This is a genomic window from Mycobacterium appelbergii (genome assembly GCF_032883035.1).
GTDB classification, from domain to species: Bacteria; Actinomycetota; Actinomycetes; order Mycobacteriales; family Mycobacteriaceae; genus Mycobacterium; species Mycobacterium appelbergii.
In genome coordinates this window covers 183,910-205,851 of sequence record NZ_JAMQTH010000012.1, presented here as the reverse complement: position 1 = coordinate 205,851, position 21,942 = coordinate 183,910, and the positions used below count along the sequence as shown (strand labels likewise).

At 62.8% G+C, this 21,942-nt stretch carries 19 protein-coding genes; 10 read left to right on the top strand and 9 right to left on the bottom strand.

The features are described 5' to 3' along the window. Positions 1-77: 77 nt before the first annotated feature. Positions 78-476 (bottom strand): RidA family protein, encoded by a 399-nt coding sequence (locus tag M1247_RS26080; RefSeq protein ID WP_317159302.1) that lies wholly within the window; start codon positions 474-476, stop codon positions 78-80. A 31-nt stretch (positions 477-507) separates the two neighbouring features. Further along, complete coding sequence (locus M1247_RS26075) at positions 508-1,272, bottom strand: SDR family NAD(P)-dependent oxidoreductase (protein WP_317159301.1); 765 nt, start codon at positions 1,270-1,272, stop codon at positions 508-510. Positions 1,273-1,398: 126 nt separating this feature from the next. On the opposite strand from M1247_RS26075, the gene M1247_RS26070 reads away from it, so the two are divergent. Next, positions 1,399-2,187: an enoyl-CoA hydratase/isomerase family protein gene (locus M1247_RS26070; RefSeq protein WP_317159300.1), complete on the top strand. Its 789-nt coding sequence runs from the start codon at positions 1,399-1,401 to the stop codon at positions 2,185-2,187. 11 nt (positions 2,188-2,198) lie between these two features. Further along, a complete protein-coding gene (locus M1247_RS26065) occupies positions 2,199-3,119 on the top strand; it encodes a 3-hydroxyacyl-CoA dehydrogenase family protein (protein ID WP_317159299.1) in 921 nt (306 codons plus the stop codon). Positions 3,120-3,231: 112 nt separating this feature from the next. On the opposite strand, the gene M1247_RS26060 is transcribed toward M1247_RS26065, so the two are convergent. The 6 genes from M1247_RS26060 to M1247_RS26035 are packed head-to-tail and all read right to left on the bottom strand — an operon-like array spanning position 3,232 to position 11,094. Beyond that, the gene (locus M1247_RS26060) at positions 3,232-4,224 is read right to left on the bottom strand and encodes a LacI family DNA-binding transcriptional regulator (protein WP_317159298.1); all 993 of its coding nucleotides are present in this window, start codon (positions 4,222-4,224) and stop codon (positions 3,232-3,234) included. Between the two features lie 52 nt (positions 4,225-4,276). Then, positions 4,277-5,266, bottom strand: coding sequence for an LLM class flavin-dependent oxidoreductase (locus M1247_RS26055; RefSeq protein WP_317159297.1), 990 nt, complete (start codon positions 5,264-5,266; stop codon positions 4,277-4,279). A gap of 26 nt (positions 5,267-5,292) precedes the next feature. Next, positions 5,293-7,650, bottom strand: coding sequence for a xanthine dehydrogenase family protein molybdopterin-binding subunit (locus M1247_RS26050; RefSeq protein ID WP_317159296.1), 2,358 nt, complete (start codon positions 7,648-7,650; stop codon positions 5,293-5,295). Further along, on the bottom strand, positions 7,647-8,201 hold the full coding sequence (locus tag M1247_RS26045) for a (2Fe-2S)-binding protein (protein WP_317159295.1): 555 nt from the start codon (positions 8,199-8,201) through the stop codon (positions 7,647-7,649). Before M1247_RS26045 ends, M1247_RS26050 begins: the two co-directional genes overlap by 4 nt. Then, positions 8,198-9,082: an FAD binding domain-containing protein gene (locus tag M1247_RS26040; RefSeq protein ID WP_317159294.1), complete on the bottom strand. Its 885-nt coding sequence runs from the start codon at positions 9,080-9,082 to the stop codon at positions 8,198-8,200. The genes M1247_RS26045 and M1247_RS26040 overlap by 4 nt, the downstream gene beginning before the upstream one ends. Positions 9,083-9,090: 8 nt before the next feature. Beyond that, positions 9,091-11,094 carry an SCP2 sterol-binding domain-containing protein gene (locus M1247_RS26035; protein ID WP_317159293.1) on the bottom strand — a complete coding sequence of 668 codons (2,004 nt, stop codon included), beginning with the start codon at positions 11,092-11,094 and terminating at the stop codon, positions 9,091-9,093. A gap of 225 nt (positions 11,095-11,319) precedes the next feature. Here M1247_RS26035 and M1247_RS26030 point away from each other — a divergent pair, with 225 nt between their 5' ends. From M1247_RS26030 to M1247_RS25995, 8 genes are all read left to right on the top strand, one after another. Beyond that, a complete protein-coding gene (locus M1247_RS26030) occupies positions 11,320-11,994 on the top strand; it encodes a GntR family transcriptional regulator (RefSeq protein WP_317159292.1) in 675 nt (224 codons plus the stop codon). Positions 11,995-12,133: 139 nt separating this feature from the next. After that, complete coding sequence (locus M1247_RS26025; RefSeq protein WP_317159291.1) at positions 12,134-13,276, top strand: XdhC family protein; 1,143 nt, start codon at positions 12,134-12,136, stop codon at positions 13,274-13,276. Between the two features lie 82 nt (positions 13,277-13,358). Then, positions 13,359-14,741, top strand: coding sequence for a dihydropyrimidinase (gene hydA, locus M1247_RS26020; protein ID WP_317159290.1), 1,383 nt, complete (start codon positions 13,359-13,361; stop codon positions 14,739-14,741). Continuing rightward, positions 14,662-16,047, top strand: coding sequence for a M20 family metallo-hydrolase (locus M1247_RS26015; protein ID WP_317159289.1), 1,386 nt, complete (start codon positions 14,662-14,664; stop codon positions 16,045-16,047). The genes hydA and M1247_RS26015 overlap by 80 nt, the downstream gene beginning before the upstream one ends. 358 nt (positions 16,048-16,405) lie before the next feature. Further along, a complete protein-coding gene (locus tag M1247_RS26010) occupies positions 16,406-17,068 on the top strand; it encodes an HD domain-containing protein (protein WP_317159369.1) in 663 nt (220 codons plus the stop codon). A 328-nt stretch (positions 17,069-17,396) separates the two neighbouring features. Then, positions 17,397-18,329: a nucleoside hydrolase gene (locus tag M1247_RS26005; RefSeq protein WP_317159288.1), complete on the top strand. Its 933-nt coding sequence runs from the start codon at positions 17,397-17,399 to the stop codon at positions 18,327-18,329. A gap of 4 nt (positions 18,330-18,333) precedes the next feature. After that, a complete protein-coding gene (locus M1247_RS26000) occupies positions 18,334-19,290 on the top strand; it encodes a ribokinase (protein WP_317159287.1) in 957 nt (318 codons plus the stop codon). After that, entirely contained in the window at positions 19,287-20,765 is a 1,479-nt protein-coding gene (locus tag M1247_RS25995) for an MFS transporter (protein ID WP_317159286.1), read from the top strand. Before M1247_RS26000 ends, M1247_RS25995 begins: the two co-directional genes overlap by 4 nt. Here the strand turns inward: M1247_RS25995 and M1247_RS25990 are convergent. Further along, positions 20,762-21,931, bottom strand: a complete 1,170-nt coding sequence (locus tag M1247_RS25990) for a PrpF domain-containing protein (protein WP_317159285.1) — start codon at positions 21,929-21,931, stop codon at positions 20,762-20,764. The two genes, M1247_RS25995 and M1247_RS25990, sit on opposite strands and share 4 nt — an antisense overlap. Positions 21,932-21,942: the final 11 nt, after the last annotated feature.

Sequence of the window (21,942 nt, the reverse complement as noted above, 5' to 3'; positions counted from 1 at the left end):
CTGGCGGGCACCTAATGGGTATGGCGGTCCCGCGGCCCGCTGTCGGTGTGAAACACGCGTGCCGTGGTCTGTTGCGCTCAGGTGGGCAAGACGGCCATTCCCTGAACTTCCACAAGGGCCTCGGTGTCCCAGAGTCGGGCCACGCCGATCCCGGCCAGCGCTGGATAGTGTTGGCCGATCAGGCGTTTCCATACCGCGCCGATTGCGCGAGAGTGCGCACGGTAGTCCTCGATGTCGACGATGAAAATGGTCATGCTGGCGAGGTCATGGGGCTCACCCCCGGCGGCTCTCAATGCCACCAGCAGGTTACTCAGCGCCTTCTCGAACTGTTCGACGACCGTGGTGCCGACGATGCGCCCGGACGCGTCCAACGCAGTCTGCCCGGCTAGGAACACGATCCGCCCACTGCCCACGGCGGCATGCGAGAAGCCTTGCGGAGTACCGAGTTCTGTGGGATTGACCAACTCTAGACTCATGTTGACTCCTCGGAGCGATGGAATTTACGGTTCACGATTGGACTGCGCCTCCGTCCACGGTGAGGCCCTGGCCGTTGATTGCCGCGTTGGCGATGCACGACCAAGTGGCTTCTGCCACTTCCTCGACGGTCACCAGACGGCGGTTCGGCTGTTTCGCCGCGAGTACCGCGCGCGCGTCCTCAGGTGCACGACCGGTCACACGCGCGATGTTGGCCACGGTCTGATCGGTCATCGGAGTGTCGACATAGCCCGGGCACACCGCATTGACGGTCACCCCCTTGCTCGCCAGTTCCGCTGCAGCCGAGCGCACCACACCCAACACGCCATGCTTGCTGGCCGTGTAGGCACTGATGTAAGGCTCACCGTGTTTGGCGGCTACCGAGGCGATCACCACGATGCGCCCGTGCCCCCGCAGCACCATCGCCGGTACGGCGCGCCGGATGCAGCGAAACGGCGCGGTGAGGTTGACCTCGAGCATCGACTGCCATTGCTCGTCTGTCGTCTTGGCTAACGGTGCTGCCACCGACACACCAGCGGCAACAACCACCACCTCCGCCGGCGCTCCCCACGTCGTTTCCAGCCCGGTGAATAAAGCGTCGATGGCCGCCGTGTCGGTCATATCGGCTGGCACCACGAGGGTTTCGCCGCGGCACAGCCGTGCGGTCTCGTCCAGATCGACCCGCGTACGCGAGGTCAGCGCAACGCGGTACCCCTCAGCGCTGAGCCGTATCGCGACCGCGCGGCCGATCCCCCGGCCCGCGCCCGTGACCACTGCCACGGGAGATGAAGTGCTCACCTCGTCACCATGCCACGGTTAAGTTACGATCGTCAATATGTCGACATACATTCGCGGCAATTGCACATGCCCGACGACGCCGATAGGGCCCTTCCCGCTGAAGTCCGCGAAGAGAAAGGCGTGGGCATGAGCGACGGGCCCGTGTACGAGACCCTCAACGTCGAACGCGAACAGGGCGTGGCGGTGGTGACGATCAACCGACCCGAGCGTCGCAACGCCATCGACCTCACGGTCCAGACCGAACTAGGCGCCGTACTCGACTCGATCGCAAGCGACGAAAGCGCCCAAGCTCTCATTGTCACCGGTGGCGGGGAAAAGGCCTTCGCAGCCGGCGCTGATATTCGCCGTTCACGCGACTACGACCGACGTACTGCCCTGCGCTCAGCGATGCAGCGGCTGTTCGATCAGCTTGAGGCACTGACGATCCCGACGTTCGCGGCAATCAACGGATACGCCCTCGGTGGTGGCTGCGAGCTGGCGATGGCCTGCGACGTTCGCATTGCCGCCGAATCGGCTTGCCTCGGGCTGCCCGAGACAGGCCTCGGTATCCTGCCCGGTGCCGGCGGGACACAACGGCTTTCGCGACTCGTCGGGATTGGGCATGCTTTGGACATGGTGCTCACTGGACGCGTCGTATCCGCACCCGAAGCGCTTGCCATGGGCCTGGTTTCACGAGTGGTCCCCGACGCCGACCTCAACATCACCACCCGGCAACTCGCCGGCTCAGTGATCGCCCGCGGGCCGCAGGCTACGCGGCTGGCCAAGTTGGTGGTGCGCACCGGTGCTGATACCGACCAGCGCAGCGGCTTGGTCGTCGAGCGGTTGGCACAAGCGCTGCTCTACGACACCGACGACAAGCGTGAAGGCGTCGATGCCTTCCTCGCCAAACGGCCACCCGAATTTTCCGGAAGATAGGACACCATCGCATGGACATCAACCGCGTACTCGTCGTCGGCGCGGGTGCAATGGGCTCCCAGATCGCATTGGTCAGCGCCCGTGCCGGCCTGTCGGTGAGCTGCCACGACATCGACGCAGCCCGGCTCGCCCGCGCCGTGCGTCATCTTCGCAACCGAAGCGCCCGTGACATCGCCAAGGGCAACCGAAGTGCCACGGACGAGGACGCCGCGTTCGCCCGACTCGAATTCGGTACCAATCTCACTGAACTGGCCGTCGGTGCTGATTTTGTCATCGAAGCGGCCCTCGAAGACCTCGACGTCAAACGGGACCTGTTCGCCAACCTCGACCGTCACACACCCAGCAACGCGATCTTGGCCACCAATTCATCGGGGTTCATGCCGTCCCAACTTGCCGACGCCACCCGACGGCCCGGCCAGGTGTGCAACGTCCACTTCTTCAATCCCGCCCTGGTGATGGAATGCGTGGAGATCGTGGCGGGCCCCGCCACCACTGCAGCGACTATCGATACTGCCATCGCACTGGTTCAGCGACTCGGCAAGACCCCCGTTGTCCTCGACAAGGAGATTCCCGGCTTCATCGCCAACAGAATCCTCAATGCCGTCCGCGACGAAGCAATCTCTCTCTACGAGAACGATATCGCGTCGGTTGACGCCATCGACACCGCTTGCCGCACCGCACTGGGATACCCAATGGGGCCCTTCGAACTCATGGACCTCACCGGGATCGACATTGGTTACCACGTCAAGCAGGCCCGATTCAACGCATCCCAGGACCCGATAGACGCTCCGTCCCGGACAGTCACCCAGCTCGTCGAACAAGGCCATCTCGGCCGCAAGACCGGCCGCGGCTTCTACGCCTACGACAACTCCGGCAACAAGCTCGCTCCAGCGATCGGGAGTGTCAATCCTCCAGGGCCACTTGATACCTGAACCGAAGGATTACTTCACAGTAGACGCCGCGGCAGCCATGCCCCGGGCACGCTACCTTCTGATAGAAGGTCCAGTTCAAATCATGACGACATGGCGGAGCCCGCCGCACTCTCTATCGGGAGTCCTTGGTCATATTGCTCAACAGCGTGGATGCTCGTGCGACCAGCGTCGGGCTGAGTCTGATCGAACTCATCTGCCGGCCTTCGAGTCGATCGAGCAGCATTTCGGTGCTCAACCTGCCCATGTCCTCGAGAGGCGAACGGATCGAGGACAGTGGAATTGACAGCTGCGCGGCAACCGGAACGTCGTTGTACCCGAGCACTGCAACATCACGCCCGAGTTCGAGGTCTAGTTCGCGCAGCGCTCCGATGGCGCCGATCGCGGTGAAATCATTGACCGCGAACACCGCAGTCGGCCGTGGGGTAAGCGCGAGCAACCCCTCGGCAGCGGATCGTCCGCTATCGAGGTCGAACGCAGAATCCACGACGTAGCGGTCCGGAATGTCGATCCCGGACTCTGCATATCTTCCGACGAAACCGCCGCGGCGTTCACGTCCAGTACTCGTGAGGGGGTCGCCGGCAATCACGCCGACGACTGAATGCCCCAATTCCAGGAAATGCTCGGCGGCCAGTCGACCACCTTCAAGGTCGTCGGTGGTGACCGACGGGTGGCGGCCACCGCGGCGCATGACGAGGACGAACGGCACACCTGAAGCCAGAATCCGATCGACAAGCGCGTCGCCCTCTCGAAGATCGCCGACGATCAATCCGTCCACTCGCCGTGAGAGCAGCCCGTCCAAACGCATGCGTTGCACCTCCGGATCGTCGCGCGTGTTCGCCACGACCGTGTTGTAACCTGCGGCGCGAGCGGTGTCGTCGATCGACTCGTAGATCTGCGCGAGTACCACGTCGGTGAGGCGAGGCACGAGAACACCGATCATCCTGGTCCGTCCGGTTCGCAGTGCAGCGCCGGTGATATCGCGGAAATAGCCAAGCTCGTCGGCAATGCTCCGAACCCGCGCGACAGTCCCCTTGCTCACTCCGACCGGGACGTCACTCAGCGCCCTCGAGACTGTCGACGGATGAAGCCCCGCATGGCTCGCCACTGTCGACAACGTCACCCGAGGCGAGACGACCGAACCGCTCACTAGCGCCCGATCACGCGCAGCTGAGGGCGGTCGATGGGCGTATGGCGGGAAGCACGTGCCGGGCGAACCGTTCCATCGATCGGTCCGCGCTCGCACTGTCGAGACCAGGAGCGTGGAACGCTACGTCGAGTCCGTCGAGGCTTGACTCGGTCATGTAACCGTGGAGTTCCTCTGCCACCTTCTCGGCGCCCCCCACGATCCAGCCCAATTCGGCAATGATCTGCTCGTAGGTCATCGTGCCTGCCTTCTCGACGGCTCTGCGCCATTCGGGCGACGGCGGGGTGAAGTTGCTCCAGAAATACATGACCGCGGGCTCGGCGAGGTCCCTCGCGTTCGTATCGTCGGCTCCCACGAACACCATGCGAACCGCGCGTACGGGCCCTCGCCCCCCAGCCGCCCGGAAGCTTCTGGCCAGTCGGGCCTGCCGCGCGCCCCCAAACAGTCCTGCGAAGTAACCGAATCCGCGGCGGGCGGCCATTTCGATCGTCTGTTCGTCGATGGATGCCAGGTGAATACGATCAGTCAGATCACGGTTCTGCATACCCATGCTGCCCTTCGTCCCACGCTGACCGTCCTCGAGAATGTCGGCCACCTCCTCAACGCGCGCCCGCAGGGCCTCCCGACGCAGTTCACGTGCGCTGTGTCCCTGCCCGGTCCCGGGCATACCTGCGCCGAATCCGAACTGGGCCCGCCCGCGGCTGAGAGCATCCAAGGTAAGCATCTCCTCGACCAGAGTTGACGCATCGACGTCGACGGCCAGTCGGACCGCGGATCCCAGGCCGATGGCGCTGGTCCGGGCCGAGGCATTGGCTATCAGCAATTGGGGCGCTGCCACCCGGCCCCAGATGTTCCCGAACGAACGCGTGTGTTGTTCGGTGTACCAGGCGATATCGAAGCCGAGCAGGTCGGCGCATTCGGTGGATTCGAGGATCTCGTCAAGCACGTCTGCATCTGATCGGTCCGGGGTCGCCCATCCATGGAAGAAGACCCCGATACTCACTCGACCGACTCCGCCGCGGCCGGTCATCAGATCTTTCCGAGCGCCTCGAGCACACGTTCCGGCGTCAGCGGGAGATCCTTGATGTGAACACCGAGCGCGTTTGCCACGGCGTTGACCACAGCACCGGCTCCGTCGTTGTTGGCGGCCTCGCCGATTCCCTTGGCGCCGAACGGGCCCGAATCCTCATGCGTGGCGGAGAAGAAGACATCGAAATCACGGCACATGTCCCTGGACGTGAAGATCTTGTAGTTCAGGAAATCGGCATTGAGCGTGCGGCCCGTCTCGCGGTCAACCTGGATCTCCTCGAGCAACGCGTAACCGAACGCCTGGGCCGCGCCGCCGTGGATCTGTCCTTCCACGAGAACCGGGTTGATAACCTGTCCCACATCGGATCCTGCGACGACCTTGTCGATGGAGATGTGGCCGGTCTCAGTGTCTACCGACACCTCGATGAACTTGCACGTGAAATGCGAAGCGGTTGTGACCGCGCGGCGGCTTTCCTCTGCCATGATGGTGCCCCACTGCCGCATCTGCGCGGTCCGGGTGATTTCCGTGATGCTGATCGAGGGTTGCAACGCCCCGACTTCAGACGGTCCTCTCACATGCGCCCGGCCCCCCGCGAGCACAATGTCGCCCGGGTCGGCTTCCAGGATGCGTCCAGCCATCTGGCACAGGATGGTCCGGACCTTCTCCGCGCACAGCTTCGCGACCATCCCGGACACGTAGGTACTACGGCTGGCGTGGGTAACCACGTCGTACGGCGACGAGTCCGTATCGGTCGTGTTGACGGTGATGTCCTCGACACGCAGGCCCAGGACCTCGGCAACGATCTGCGCGTGCCCCATGAGATTTCCGGTGCCCATGTCGATCAATGCCGTGGTGAGGCTGGCAGTGCCGTCCTCGTTCATCTTGATGATGCTGCCGGCGTACTCGAGGATGTCGGAGACCTCGTTGGCCTGCCCGCAGCCAGACGTGTGGAACGCACGGCCCATTCCGATTCCCTTGAGAATCTTCTGGGTCTTCGGTTGCGCCGCGAACTCTGCGCGTCGATGCCAACCGATCCTGCGTGCCCCTTCCGTCAGGATCTCCTCGACACCGCAACTCTTTATGTAGTCGACGACATTGGGCCCCTGCGCGAAGTAGGCGTCCCCTTCGCGAATGTAGTTACGTAGCCGCATCTCGACCGGATCGATACCCAGTTTGTCGGCCAGGATATCCATGTGGGACTCCACCGGAACGTTGGCCTGCGGGTTGCCGAAGCCGCGGAAGCCCGCCGCAGGAGGCGTATTGGTGTAGATGACGTGACCGGTGAAATCTTGGTTGGGTACGCGGTACATCGACATGAACCACCCGCCCATGCACTTGGTGACCCACTCCCCCGAACACGCGTAAGCGCCGGTATCGACGTGCGCGGTCATCTGATGTGCGACCAATGTGCCGTCTCGCTTGGCACCGGTTCTCAACGTCACCGTCGCAGGATGGCGGCTGGTCGACATCATATCTTCCTCCCGCGTCAGCTGCAGGCGCACCGGCTGGCCTGCCTTCATGGCCAACAGGGCCGCGATGGGTTCGTCGACATTCATGTCCAGTCGTGCACCGAACGCGCCGCCCAGGAACACCTGATGGACGTTTATCCGGCTGTACGGGATGCCGAGTGCGCGCGCCATGTTGTGCCGAAGGCCGTGGATGGACTGCGTGGTGCACCACACGTCGAGTCGGCCGTCTGGTAGCGGGTTGACCACGATGCAGCGTCGCTCCATGGGACTCTGCTGCTGCTTGGGTACAGTAAAGGTGTTCTCGATGACCAGATCCGCCTCCGCGAAACCCTTCTCGACATCTCCGACACCCATCTTCACGGTGCGCAAGATGTTGCCCGACAAGTCATCTCGCTCATCACCCCAGAAGACCGTGCGATGTAGCTGGGGGGCACCCGGTGCGATCGCCTTGAACGGGTCCAAGGCTGCAGGCAACTTCCGATATTCGACCTCGATGGCGGCAACTGCCTGTGCCGCGACCTCTGTGCTGGTAGCGGCGACGGCGGCCACCACGTCACCTACGTAGCGCGCCTTATCCGGGATGACGAAGTTGTCGCGCGGCATGTACTCGGGGGGTAGCGCGAACTCCCGGCCGTAGGGGTGCGACGGCGCGTCCTCGTGTGTGACGATCGCCTTGACACCGGGTATGGCCAACGCCCGAGTGATATCGATTCGGACGATTTCTGCGTGCGGGTGCGGGCTGCGCAGGATCTTGATGTCCAACATCCTCGGCAGACGGATGTCCCCGACGAATTTCAGTTGGCCAGTAGCCTTGTGCACAGCGTCGAACTTGGGCACCCGTCTGCCGATGTTCTGGTACTCGGCGGACACCGGCATGGTCTCGGTCACTGTGACTCCTTCCGCGTCTTTCCAGCTTGGGCAAGAGCCTCCACCAACTTCACGTAACCAGTGCAGCGACAGAGATTTCCGGCGAGTTCCTCAGCGATGACATCGGCATCGGCCTCTGGGTGCTCACGGAAGATGGCGTCACAGGCCATCAGCGCACCAGGAGTGCAATATCCGCACTGGACTCCACCTCCGTCGACCAATGCCTGCTGCATCATGTTGGGAACGCCGTTGCGCGACAACCCTTCGACGGTGGAAACGTTCTTGCCCTCGGCACGCAGTGAGGGATACATGCAGGAGTACACCGCCTGCCCGTCAACCTGGACCGTGCATGTGCCGCATCCTCCGGTGTCACAACCGCGTTTGGTTCCGGTCAGATTGAGGCGATCCCGCAGAACAGAGTTCAGGCTCTCGTACGGACCTACCGCGACGGCATGAGGTTCGCCGTTGACGACAATGTTGAGCACCCGGGAGGGCGCGGTTCGTGCCGGCCCGGATTCGTCCGCCGTCGGCGTCCTCGGGCGGACGTGACGGGGGTCGTTGGTGCGGGTCATCGGATTCTCCTTGCTGCTTGCTTCAAGCACCGAGCGACATAGACTTTGAGCAGGTGGTTGCGGAACTTCGCCGAACCCCGGAAGTCGCTGAAGGCGCGAACGTCGTCGGCGACGTGGAGCACGGCCTGCTCGATGGTTCGGTCATCGACCGGCGCGCCCAGCAGCGCGTTCTCAACGGTTCTGGCGCGGGTGACCCTACGGCCGATTCCACCACCAAGCGCGATGCGGACCGCCGTAAAACGGCCGGCGTCGACGCTCACCTGGGCCCCGATGCTGACGAGTGCCCAGTCCACCGAGTTGGATTCGAACTTCTGGAAAGCCCCTGACGAGTTGCGCCCGGGCAGTGCGAATTCCGCCTCGGTGAGGAACTCTCCGAACCGGAGATCCGGCAGGAAGAAGTCTTGGAAAAAGTCCTCAATCGGTATCGTGCGGGCCGCACGCGCCACGCTGTGCGTGGTGATCCTGGCGTCGAGCGCAACCAGCGCCGCAGGCAAGTCGAAGAACGGCAGGCTGGAGCAAATGGACCCACCGACGGTTCCGACGTTGCGGATTTGCATCGGTCGGATACCGGCGATCGCGTCGGCGATGATCGCCAGGGTCGGCTGGTGGTGAGCTGAGATGTAATCCGCCAGTTCGGTGAAGGTGACGGTCGCGCCCACATGCATTGTGCCGTCTGCTTCGGCGATCTGGCGCAAAGGAAGCCGGGTGACGTCGAGCAGGGTGCGGACGTCTCCCATCGCGCGGCGGTAGGCGAGTTCGTGGACTGTCGTTCCGCCGGCGATCACCCGAGCCTTGTCCCCCTGCTCTGCCAGGGCGGTCAGCACCTCGTCGATCGACGTCGGGAAGCGGTAGTCCTCGGGTTGGAATAACAGTGTGGGCATCGGATTTCCTACATCACTCGAAGGGCGATCGGGGCGATCTTGTGCAACGGCTTAAAGACGAGCGGATGGCACTCCTGAACTCTTTCGCCGAGGTGGCGGAACCGGGTCGCGTCCGCCGGCGGCCCGTAGACCTCGTACTTCTTATTCATGTACGCCTCGTCGGCAACGCCGGTGTCGAGCATCATCGTCAGAAACAGCTCTGCAGGTGCCTCGATGACGACGTCGGCATCGGTGGCCGGCCCCCGTACGACTCGTGCTTTTCCGTTCTCGACGACAATGTGGAAGGTTCGTTCACCTTCAAGGTCGAACTGCAGGGTCTTGTCCCAGCCCTCCAGAAGGGGCAGGACCTCGGGCGTGCGATTGAGGAAGTGGGTGAAGACCCTCATGGCCAGTTGGCATTTCACGGTGGTTTGGATCCTTTCGGCGGTTGTCGCCTCGTGGTGTGCGGCCTCGAGGAACTGACGACTCGCGGCTGCACACTCACAGCAGATGGCCTGGTGACCGGCACTGGGATCACGATCCATCTCCTGGGCGACATAGGAATGCTCACAGTGGTGACACCTGACGCGCGATTCCCAAGCATCGGCAACCTCGCTACGCGGGTCTGCCGGCCGCGACAATGCGAAGCTGGCATCGCCCTTGAGCAGCAGTGCCGTGCTGTACACCACGAACGACACGACCACCGCCCCGGGGGCAAACCAGGTCAGACCGGCCGATCCTCCCCAGTTCAGCAAAACAACTCCTACCGCGGTGCCGGCCACCCAGGCGACGACCCCGGGCCAATTCACCGTGAGCACCCGGCCGGGTCGGTACTCAACATCCTCTGGTGGGATGCCCTGGACTTTCGCCCACGCCATGTAGGCAAGGACCGCGCCCACCCAGGCGACCGTGATGATTCCGCTGTACTGCAGGGCAATAGACAGCTTGTGTAACAAGTCCTGCAGCATGAGCAGGTACACCAGGCCACCGAGTACCACCACCCAGACCCAGCGCGGGATGCTTCGTGGGATCACCCGGCCGACAAGATTCGCCAGATTACTCGATGCCACATAGTAATTGGCCGTATTGATACGGCTTTGAGTGACCCAGATCAGGACCACCGCCCAAACCCCCATCAGCGCGAGCATGCCGTCGACTGCCGATAACTCGGTCAACTCTCCGACAACCAGATGTTCGGCCAGGAAGATCCCGACCACTGCGTTCACGAAAAGGGTGAAACCGTGGAAGACGGGTCCGAAAGTGAACCATCGGTGGAACCGCAGATCCTCGACCTTCGCCTGACGGGCGAGGTCACCGGTGAACATCATCAGCACCCAAACACCCATGTACAGCGAAAAGCTGTAGACCCAACCCGGTCCCACAACGGTGGAGGCACCCTGACCGCTGAGCCAATCGGCCTTGTAGCCGCGTTCGCTGATGGTCCACACCACCGCGACAACGAGCCCGATGATGTAAATCGGCAGCAAGGCGCCGTTGAACTTGTCAAGGAATACCCGCACACCGCCGACCGCCAACGGGACGCTGTACAACACGACGATCAAGTACCAGATGCTCAGGGACGGTCCCCCGAACTCCACCGAGAATGCGTGTGCGACGACAGCACCTTCGAAGGTGGCGTAGAACGTCGCAATCGCGAACAGCACGAGTGTCGCGATAACGCCTCCGCGCAGCCCGAAGATCATGCGGGAGAACATGTTTATGTTGGTTCCAGTCCGTGCCGCGTAGGTCGCCATCGCCGAACAGATGGCGCTGTAGGCAAAGACCGACAAGCCTGCTCCGATCAGGGCGTCACGCGGTCCCACCTCAACCGCAGCCACACCTGCCGTAAGCAGCCATGCCATCGCGCTGGCCAGTGCGTACCATGCCATAGCCATCGACCAGCGACCGGCTCGCCATGTCATCGGGACGACATGGGCTGAGTAGTCGTCGGTCTTCTGCCGCTGCACTACCGCGGGGTCGTCGGTGAATGATTCCTCCAGCAACGGAAGAGATTTAGGCTTCGCTAACGTCATATTGCGCTTCCTATGTGAGCAGGCGGCCGGTTCATGCGCCCCGAGGCTGGTCATGAGGTGGTCGACAGCGGGCTGATGCGAGATCAATCACAAACGATTGCGGCAATGATGCGCTCGTTCACAACTCAAAGTCAAGATTTGGTATTCCAAAGGAAGTGACACACCTCATATTGCCTGCACACCGCGTTGCCGCTGGCCTGCCACCGGTCTGCCACAATCTCATCCATGGCAACCAATGCGGCGGCACCGCCGAACGGGACTACTCCGCTTACGACCGCCCTGGCAGCGATGCGCGGAGAGGTCACCCAGGAGATCCGGCGCCAGATCATCGAAGGCGAACTTCGCCCCGGCGAGCGGCTGGTGGAGCGTTCCGTGGCCGAACGGCTGGGGGTTTCACGCAGCCCCGTCCGGGAAGCACTGCAGGTTTTGATCTTCGAAGGGTTCCTGGTCGCCGAGACGCCTCGCAAGGTGGCGGTCCGCCGTTGGTCGCGTCGCGACGTGGAGAACCTGTTCGAGGTCCGCGAGGCCCTCGAACCGGCAGTTACCGCACTGGCTGCACGTCGGGCGACATCTGAGGACGTCGGGCGGCTGACCCGTCTCCTGGATGAAACCCACTCGGCGACCGACGAAACGGTACTGCACAGGCTCAGCGCCGACTTCCATGACGTCGTCACCGAGATCGCCGCCAACGAGCAGTTGCATCTCCTGATGCAAACGATCCAGGGGCGTATGCGATGGCTGATGCAACAAAACGAAGACTGGTCTCGACTGATGGAAGAGCACGCAATCCTCGTTCAGCTCATCGCAACCCACAGTGAAGCTGCCGCACGTGAATTCGCGCTCGCGCACGTCAAGCACAGCTGCGCACTCGCGCTGGCGAGCCTGTTCCCCTGCGACTGAGGCACCCCAAGGCCACACCAAGGCGCCCTCGGGTACCCCCTTGTCGAACGCGACGATGCGACGTAAGGTCCATTTTGGAATACCAAACGTTTGCGGCCGGTGGCCGCCCTCCCGCATTTGATTGTCAACGGAGGCGCTCATGCGCGACATCCTCACCGAACTGTCCAACTGGCAACACTCACGGACCCGGTTTGCAGTGGCTTCGATCGTTCGGACCTGGCAGTCCGCGCCGCGCGGAACAGGGGCGTCAATGGCAGTATCCGAGACCGGCGCGGTCGTCGGCAGCCTCTCTGGAGGATGCGTCGAAGGTGCGGTGTACGCCGTGGCCGAGGAAGTCCTCGCTACCGGACAGCCCCAGCTGATCCGCTACGGAGTCAGTGATGACGAGGCATTCGAAACGGGTTTGACCTGCGGAGGGACCTTGGAGGTGTTCGTCCGGCCCGGGCCCGACCCCACTAGCGTCGACCTCAATACGCTGCACACGGATCACGTCCACGTAGCACCGACCGCCCTGGTCACCTGTGTCTCAGGTGATTATGCGGGCACCCACTTTCTGCTCGGTCCGGGCGGGTTCAGCGGTTCGTTCGGTGATCGGCGTGTCGATGACATGGTCTCTGCTGCGGCACATGCTCTGCTGAACCGGGCTGCAGATGGTGTGGTCGAGTGTGGACGCAACGGCGCGATGTGCGGGGACCAGGTGTTCCTGGTCCAGAGTTTCGCTCCCCACCCGCGGATGATCGTGTTCGGTGCCATCGACTTCGCGCGAGCCGTCACCGAGATCGGAAAATTCCTTGGTTACCACGTCACGATCTGCGACGCGCGGTCCACGTTCACCACCGCGGCCCGTTTTCCGGACGCCGACGAGGTGGTTGTGTCATGGCCACATCGGTACCTGCAACAGACCTCCACCGATGAGCGAACGGTCATCTGCGTCCTCACCCACGACGAGAAGTTCGACATCCCGGTACTAAGAATGGCTCTGCGGCTGCCAGTGGCTTATGTCGGGGCGATGGGAAGCCGACGAACCCACCGCAAGCGGCTCACCGCACTGCGTGAATGTGGACTGACCGAGACAGAGCTTGAGGCACTGCACTCGCCTATTGGGCTCGACCTGGGTGCGCATACGCCCGAGGAGACCGCAGTGTCGGTCGCGGCGGAAATCATCGCCGAAGCCCGGGGCGGCAGCGGCGCTCGACTCCGAAGATCCCGTGGTGCAATCCATCCCGCGGCCAACTGGGCCCAGCGGGCGACGCGACCCGCGGTGGCACCTCTCGTTCGATGACGGTCGTGCTCAGGCCAATCGGCGGAACGCCCATCCCGCATCTCATCACGGAACCTAACCCAGCCCACACGAGGAGTGATACATGACCGCATACACATTGTTGACAGGCGGGACCGTGGTGAACAGCACGACCACCACCGACGCTGACGTGCTTATCAAGGACGGCATGATCGAAGCCGTCGGCAACTTCGACGGCGTAACGATCGAAGGTCTTGAGCGCATCGACCATTCGGGATCACTGATCTTTCCCGGAGGTGTCGACGTCCACACCCATATCGATTCCCCGATGATGGGAACAGTCACCGCCGACGACTTCGAAAGCGCCACCCGGGCCGCAGCCTGTGGCGGCACCACCACGGTGGTCGACTTCGCGATGCAACTGCCCGGCAAGACCCTGTTGGACTCGCTCGCGACCCACCATGCCAAGGCGTCGGGCAAGGCCATCATCGACTACGGGTTCCACATGTGCGTCACCGATCTGTACGACAATGCCGTCGGCGAGTTTCCGGAGATCGTGCAAACCGGAGTGAGCAGTTTCAAGGTGTTCATGGCCTACCGCGGCACCCTCATGCTGCATGACGGAGCATTGTTCGATGTCCTACGGGAGTCCAGCAAGGCCGGTGGACAGGTTTGCGTACATGCCGAGAACGGCGATGTGATCGACCGTCTCGCCGCCGATCTGGTGGCAGATGGACGAACCGGACCGGGTTCCCATGAGATCTCGCGGCCTCCGTCGACGGAAGTCGAAGCAGTCCGCCGAGCCATTCGCATCGCGCGGATGGCTGACGCGCCCCTATATTTCGTCCATCTTTCCACAGAGGGTTCGGTCGAGGCGGTAGCAGAAGCACGAGCCAACGATTGGGCGATCGCCGGTGAAACCTGCACCCACTACCTGACTCTGGACCGCGCGCTCTACGATCAGCCGGGGTTCGAGGCCGCGAAGGTGGTTCTCACTCCTCCGCTGCGGACGCAGGAGCACCGCGACGCGTTGTGGCGAGGGCTGCGAGCCGGCTCACTCGGCGTCGTAAGCTCAGACCACTGCCCCTTCTGTTTCGAGGAGAAACGACGCCTCGGCGAACAGGACTTCCGGCTGATCCCGAACGGTGGACCTGGCGTGGAGCACCGCATGCTGGTTATGTACGCCGAAGGTGTTGCACAGAACCGAATTTCACTACAGAAGTTCGTCGACCTCACCTCGACCACACCCGCCAGGCAGTTCGGGCTAACCACGAAGGGAGCTATCGCCGCCGGCTTCGATGCCGACATCACGGTGTTCGACCCCGGCGCCCGCACGACGATCTCCGCGACCACACAACAGCAACGAATGGATTACACGCCGTACGAGGGCTGGACCATACCGGGTGCGGTGACGGCCGTCTACTCCCGTGGTGAACTCATCGTCGAGAACGGACAGTGCGCAGCCAAACCGGGCCGTGGACGATTTGTTGCGCGGGCGTCCCAGTAGTCAGCCGAGTTCGCAATCATCCTTAGGAGATTCGTTGTCCATTACTACGACCTTCGAGCCCCTCGTGGACCGGATCGAATCCGATATCATCGAGCTGTCAAATTTGCACGAGCCCGACCAACAAGGCTGGACGCGACAAGTTTTCAGTGAGCCGTACAGATCATCGCGGGACCTGGTCGCCACAAAGATGCGGCAGTGCGGGCTCGAGGTACACATCGACACGGCCGGAAACATTGTCGGAGTTCTCCGCGGAAGTTCCTCTGCCGCACCGGCACTGGTCACTGGTTCGCACACCGACACCGTGACCGGAGGTGGCCGCTTCGACGGCATCGTCGGTGTGATTGGTGCCCTTGAGCTGGTTCGGCAGCTCCGGGAGAACGACATCACGCTCACGCGTGATCTGATCGTGGTCGACTTTCTCGGCGAAGAATCCAACGACTGGGGCCTCAGTTGCCTGGGCAGTCGATCACTCGCAGGCGAGTTGACACCAGCAGACCTGGAGCGCAGAGACGGGCAGGGCCGGCGCCTCGGCGACAGGTACCACGATTTCGGGCTGAGTCCGTCGGCGGTGATGTCTACTCAGTGGCTGCGTAGCACCCCGCTGCACGCCTACGTCGAGCTACACATCGAACAAGGTCCATTGCTCGAACGACACGACACCCAGATCGGGGTAGTGACCGCGATCGCGGGTATCGAGCGCATGCTCGCAACATTCGTCGGTAGAGCCGATCATGCCGGGACGAGGCCTATGGACGACCGCCACGACGCCATGGTCGCAGCTGCCCGCGCCGTGCTGTCGGTGCAGCGGATCGGTTGCGGCGCAACGAAGCATGGTGTGGCCACAACTACACGGCTCGCGAACAGGTTTGCATCACCGAACGTTGTTCCCGGGGAGGTGCAGATGCGATCCGAGCTGCGAAGCATCGACGCCGACTGGCTCTCGATGGCCAAGCAGCAGATCGTGGCGGACGTCGTTGATGAGGCGCACAGGGAAGGGGTGGACGTCGAATTCGACTGGGTCACCGACAACGAGATCAGCCGCACAGCGCCCCCGATCCAGGACATTGTCGCAACGTCCGCGGAACAGTCCGGTCTCACTTGGCGAGCCGTACCCAGCGGGGCCACCCATGACGCGGTCCATCTCGCACGGTTGTGTCCCATGGGCATGGTCTTCGTACCTTCTCGAGCGGGACGGAGCCACTGCCCCGAAGAATGGACTGAATTCACCGACATAGCAGCGGGCGTACAGGTCCTTTCAAGAACCATTGCCGCACTCGATGGGGCCGATTCCGTCTCGTCCACCTGAAATACCGGCAGAAGGGCCTTCGCAACGTGATGCTCATGGACGCATTCGACCGGCGTCTGCTCGAGTTCGTCCTGTCCTGGGCACCATACGGCGGGCCTCCAGCGGACGAGACTTTCTGCCAGTTCGGAATCACGACCAAAACACTTGGCAGGCGTTTTGTCGCGACAGTAAGCCTCTACGCCGCGCATGCGCGCACGCTTCCCCGTCTAGACGTCCTGCTGATAACCCGGGCCTGTGCATACCTCCGACCTGCGCTCGATACCGCAGCATTCCGCGCTGCGCGGCAGTTTCCTCACGACCGTTCGACGGTAGCTGGTGAGACGTCGCCAGGTCGCGAAGTTGCGGTGGCACAGTGACCATGCGTCACGACAAGGTCATCGATCAGAATCCACTTCCCGATGGAGTTGGCGATCGACTCCGGGCGCAGATCACGTTCATCGCCGAGGCTGACCGGCTGAAGACCATCGTGCGCGCCTCTACGCTGGCCGCGGTCGATCGACGCGAGAACGACGCAGAACACTCATGGCATTTGGCGTTGATGGTATTGCTCCTGGCTGAATATGCGGACGAGCCAATCGATATCGGTCACACGATGAAACTCGTCATCGTCCACGACCTGGTAGAGGTCTACGCAGGCGATAGCCCCGTTTTCGATTCCGGCGCGATGATCGACCAACGTGAGCGGGAAAAGGCCGCCGCCGACCGCTTGTTCACCCTGTTGCCCAACGACCAGATGGGACTGATGCACTCACTATGGGAGGAGTTCGAGAACGCTGAATCGCCAGAGGCGCGGTTCGCCAAGTCGATGGACCGACTGGAGCCCATGTTGCTCAACTGGCTCAACCGCGGCGGGACATGGCAGATGCCGGACGCCAACGAGGCGACCGTGCGCGCTCGGGAAGCGGGGACCGTAGCAACCTCCACCTCGCTCGGGGGCTTGGCCGATCTGCTGGTAAGACAAGGGCTGGCGCATGGCTGGATTCGGCCTGACCCAACGACGTCGGGGAATTCCGCGACTTAGCGCCGGATCCACCTTCTGCTCCATGTCGCTTTTTTGGCATCCCAAATCTTGCTTCCCACGACTGTCACCCCCAGGCCGAGATGCCTTTCGACAGTGCCCGTCAAATCCCTCGAAAAGCCCACCCCGCCGCGCGTAGCATGACCACTCTTCGTGGTACAGCAGCACTTTGGTCAAGGTCGAACCGTTCCGGCGCGCAGCGTTACCAAACCAAAAATCTTGCACCTCCGGGCCTCTTGTCAAGCGCCGACTGGTGCTGATTTAATTTCCATGCTCCACTTTTGGAATTCCAAAATATGCCAAATCTACTACTCGCCCGCAAAGGAGCGACATGCCCACTCCAGTCATCATTGACTGCGACCCCGGTCACGACGACGTCTTCGCCCTCTGGCTCGCCGCCGGAACACCGGAGATCGAATTGCTCGGCGTCACCACCGTCGGCGGCAACGGCAGCCTGAAACACACGACGAACAACGCACAGGTCGCCCTCACTGTGGCTGGAATCCAGGGCGTACCGGTCGCCGCCGGGGCCGACAAACCGCTCCGCCGGGAACTCACTCCGGCCACCTGGATTCACGGCGACAATGCACTCGGAGGTCCGGTCTTGCCGACGCCAACAGTCCCGTTGGACGAACGCAGCGCGATGGAACTGATCAGCGACATCCTTGAGAGTGCGGCCGAACCTGTCACTCTGATCCCAACCGGACCGCTCACCAACATCGCGATGCTCCTCGAACAACGATCCGAACTCCGCGACAAGATCAAAGAGATCATCTGGATGGGAGGATCGACGGGCCGAGGCAACGTCGGCGCGTACCCCGAGTTCAATGCCTGGGTGGACCCGGAGGCGGCCGACATCGTCTTCAAGTCCGGCCTTTCACTCACGATGGTCGGACTGAACATCTCTCACCAGGCCCTCATCACCGAAGAAGTGATCGAGTCGATCGGTGCGATCGGGAACGAAACCAGCTCGTTCGGTGTGGAACTGCTCCGATTCTTCTGCAGCACCTACGACGCGGTCGAAGGCATGCCAGAGGGGCCACTGCACGATCCCATCACCGTTGCGATCGCCATCGACCGAGCTGTGGCGACCATTCAGCGCAGCCACGTCGACGTCGAGACCAAAGGTGAATTCACCTCTGGAGCGACTGCGGTCGACCTGCACAACATGCTCAAGAATGAGTCGAATGCCGACGTCGCGATCACGCTGGACGTACCCAAGTTCTGGCAGCTGATTCGCGACGCGATCGCGAACCTCAAATAGCGCCGTGTGGCCACAACACATTTCGACGCGTAAACGCCGGGTGTTCGTCGTCGGCAGCCTCAACGCCGACCACCGCGTCCGTGTCGCCGGAATCCCGAAGCCGGGCGAAACCATAGTCGGATCCGGCGTGAGGGTCGCCGCCGGCGGGAAAGGCGCGAATCAGGCTGTCGCGGCGGCGCGGGCCGGCGCCCCAACGCGGATCGTCGGCCTCCTCGGCGAAGACGCCGATGGTGAGGTAATCCGACGGGCACTCGCCGTTGAGTTCGTCGATACCAGCCATCTTCACATCGTCACGTCAGCGCCAACCGGGCGAGCGATGATCACCGTCGACGACACCGGTGAGAATACGATCGTCGTATCACCCGGCGCCAACAGCGAACTCACGCCCGATGCCGTAGCGGCGGGATTGGACGGCATCGGCCCCGGCGACCACCTGCTACTGCAGCTGGAAACGCCTATGTCGCTGGTCCTGTACGCCGCCCGCACCGCACACGACGCCGGCGCCACCGTGGTTGTCAACGCCGCGCCCGTACCCGATACGGTCCACGACCTGTTCACCCTTACCGACCTGCTGGTGATCAATGAGCACGAACTCGCCAGGATCGCAGAATTGCTGGAATGCGATGGCATTCGCGACCTCGAGCACGATATCAGCGAAGTCGCACGCGCTTCAGGCGCGACGGTCATCTGCACAGCAGGCAATGCGGGCGCTTACGTATGGATCGGTGACCACGCAGCCCACTTTGAGGCACCTGTGGTGAGCGCGGTTGACACCACCGCGGCGGGCGACACCTTCATCGGCTACCTCGCCGCCGCTCTCGCCGCCGACCCCGACAACCTCAGCGGCGCCGTCGAACATGCGGTGCGGGCCGCAAGTATCACCGTCACGCGGCCCGGTGCCATCGACTCCGTCCCCCTACTGTCCGAAATCAGCGCCGCCGCACTGAGGAATCACCCATGACATCATCGCACCAAACTCGGTCCGGCCCCTCGGTCACCACACTGATGCTGGCACTTCTTTCCGCGTGCCTGGCGTTCCAGCTCAACGCGAGCATGCTCAGTCCGGCACTCGTATCAATCGAACGTCAACTGAACGTCACCGCGGGCGCTGTCGCCAACACTCAGAGCGCATTCTTCATCGCTGCCGCCATGTTCGCACTGTTTCTGCCCCGGTTGGCCGACATCGTGGGCCGACGTCGCGTCCTGTGCGCGGCGTTGATGATCATGACGGTTGGATGCGTAATTTCCGCGCTCGCAACGAACATCCAGATGCTCTTCGTCGGTCGGATCATCCAGGGCGCGTCCGGGCCGGTGATCCCGATTGCACTGGTCATGCTGCGCGTCGAGGTGCCCGAGCCGAAGAAGTACGGGACACTCCTAGGCGTGGTGACCGCAGTCAACGGCGGGATCGCCGGATTCGACGCCCTCCTCGGTGGCTATCTCGTGACCAATCACGGATTTCACTCCATCTTCTGGACGATGGGGGCCGTGGCCGTCATCGCGGCGATCCTCGTTCGCATCATGACCCGCGAGTCTTTCGGGGCAGACCGTCGACGTCTGGATATCAGCGGTACAGTGCTGCTGGTCCTCGCCGTCGGTGCTGCCTTGATCGCCATCAACGAGACCGGCAAACTCGGAAATGCAAACTGGTGGATCGCGACCGGAACTGCCGTGTTCGCAGTGGTTGCCTTCACCCTGTTCTGGATGGTCGAGGAGCGAATTCCCGCGCCGCTGGTCCCCGTTAGTCAGATGCGACAACGGTCCACCTGGGCCCTGATCAGCACAACGGCGCTCGCTCTGGGCGGCGTGTTCGCCATGATGAACGGCATAGTCCCTGCCCTCGCCCAGGACGACGCCCTCGGTTTCCGCCTCGACGCGGAAACGACGTCAGCGCTTACTCTGACGCCGTACGCGATTGCCGGGCTGCTCATGGGACCGCTGTCCGGGCGACTCGCCGCAAGCTTCGGTTACAAGAGCATTCTGCGGTTGGGGCTGATCGGCACGGTGGTGGGGATGACCGCGCTCGCCTTCGGAGTGCACAGTAACGAGCCGGCATTCCTGTTCATCGTCGCCATCTGTGTGGGCATCACGTACGCGGGCATGGCGAACATCATGCTCAACGGACTTGGAGTCGTCCTGAGCCCTCCGGAGCGACCAGGCTCCCTCCCCGGCCTGAACACCGGGGCGTTCAACATCGGCGCGGGCCTCAGTTTCGTTGTCATATACGCGATCCAGGCCGCCGCGACCACCGATCCCGCAATGCCCGCCGCCGGTTACATAGCCGCCGTGATCGGCAGCGTGTTGATGCTGGCGGGCGCATTCGCCATGTCGTTTGTGATCCCTCGCCCCACATCCGCAGAGGCGACAGCTCCCAGGCCGGAAACCGCGAAGGCAGCGCAGCCGGTCCACAACTCGCCGGGAGCTTCTCCGACTTAGAAGACTAGCCGGGGCAGGTAGACACGGGCATCGGTGAGCCGACGCGATGTTCTGCTGATCGCTAGGACAGAGAACATCGTGGCCGTGTCGTCAATGGCTCCGTCGCGCTCGACCGACACGGGCATCACACCCGAAATATGGCCTGCGCGCAGAATTCCCGAGTCGACACGCGATGCCGCGTCGGCGACAGTAGAGCCTGGAACACGGGAGGCGGCACCGAGATTAATGGCAGCCGTGCCCGCCAGGCTCTCGTGCAGGTGCCCCATGTACATCAAACGCACGGCCACGTCCATGGCGTCTGAATCGATGTGCGTGCCGTCCAACGCGTAGTAGCTCACCGGAGGCGCCACCATACCCACAAGCGGTAAGGCCGGGGACTGCTCGTCGGCCATCTGCCAGCTCACCCCGATACCGAGAAGTTCAGCTGTCCTGGAACGAATCTCGCGCAGCCGGGCGAGCAACCGTCCGGAATGATAGATCTCGGCCTTCGACTCATCGCCGCGAGCACCCACATCGTCAGCGTGCACCCAGACCATGGGGTTCGCCACGTCACACACGGTGACCCGTACAGTGCTGCGGTCACTAAGCGTCATAACGTCAACCGCATTGCCGGTCGGGAGCAGTCGCCCCGTGTGCGCACCCACGGTGGCCGACCAGTCCATGACGATCTCGGTGCCGGTTCCGGGAACACCTGGAATCGCGAAATCGTCCCGGACAGCGTGGCGATTATCGCTGGCCGGGACGTAGGCGGTGATCAGCCGTTCGGTATTCGTGTTGAAGATCCGTACCCGCGTTGTTCCGTCGGTGGCCGGGATCAGTCCTTCGTCGATGGCGAACGGGCCTACCCCCGCCAAGATGTTGCCGCAGTTGCCTTCCCACTCCACGACTTCGGGATCGACTGAGACTTCCGCGAAGGTGTACTCGACGTCGGCGTCGAGGCGTGCCGAGGGAGAAATGATGGCCACCTTGGATGTGACTGCCCGAGATCCACCGAGACCGTCGATCTGAAGTGGGGCAGGCGACTCCATCAGGCGCAGCAGCATCCGATCGAGTTCCGGTCCTGCCGGCGGGAGATCGACGGCGTGAAAGTAGAGGCCCTTGCTGGTACCGCCACGAATGATGGCTACCGGGATGGTCTCCTGTGACGTGGCAGTCGCACTCCTCATGTTCTGGCACC

Bases quoted from the DNA above. Each gene is read 5' to 3' on its own strand.
- hydA (WP_317159290.1), top strand. From the start codon at position 13,359: ATGACCGCATACACATTGTTGACAGGCGGGACCGTGGTGAACAGCACG.
- M1247_RS26010 (WP_317159369.1), top strand. From the start codon at position 16,406: ATGCGTCACGACAAGGTCATCGATCAGAATCCACTTCCCGATGGAGTT.
- M1247_RS26080 (WP_317159302.1), bottom strand. From the start codon at position 476: ATGAGTCTAGAGTTGGTCAATCCCACAGAACTCGGTACTCCGCAAGGC.
- M1247_RS26030 (WP_317159292.1), top strand. From the start codon at position 11,320: ATGGCAACCAATGCGGCGGCACCGCCGAACGGGACTACTCCGCTTACG.
- M1247_RS26070 (WP_317159300.1), top strand. From the start codon at position 1,399: ATGAGCGACGGGCCCGTGTACGAGACCCTCAACGTCGAACGCGAACAG.
- M1247_RS26040 (WP_317159294.1), bottom strand. From the start codon at position 9,082: ATGCCCACACTGTTATTCCAACCCGAGGACTACCGCTTCCCGACGTCG.
- M1247_RS26035 (WP_317159293.1), bottom strand. From the start codon at position 11,094: ATGACGTTAGCGAAGCCTAAATCTCTTCCGTTGCTGGAGGAATCATTC.
- M1247_RS25995 (WP_317159286.1), top strand. From the start codon at position 19,287: ATGACATCATCGCACCAAACTCGGTCCGGCCCCTCGGTCACCACACTG.
- M1247_RS25990 (WP_317159285.1), bottom strand. From the start codon at position 21,931: ATGAGGAGTGCGACTGCCACGTCACAGGAGACCATCCCGGTAGCCATC.
- M1247_RS26045 (WP_317159295.1), bottom strand. From the start codon at position 8,201: ATGACCCGCACCAACGACCCCCGTCACGTCCGCCCGAGGACGCCGACG.
- M1247_RS26005 (WP_317159288.1), top strand. From the start codon at position 17,397: ATGCCCACTCCAGTCATCATTGACTGCGACCCCGGTCACGACGACGTC.
- M1247_RS26065 (WP_317159299.1), top strand. From the start codon at position 2,199: ATGGACATCAACCGCGTACTCGTCGTCGGCGCGGGTGCAATGGGCTCC.
- M1247_RS26025 (WP_317159291.1), top strand. From the start codon at position 12,134: ATGCGCGACATCCTCACCGAACTGTCCAACTGGCAACACTCACGGACC.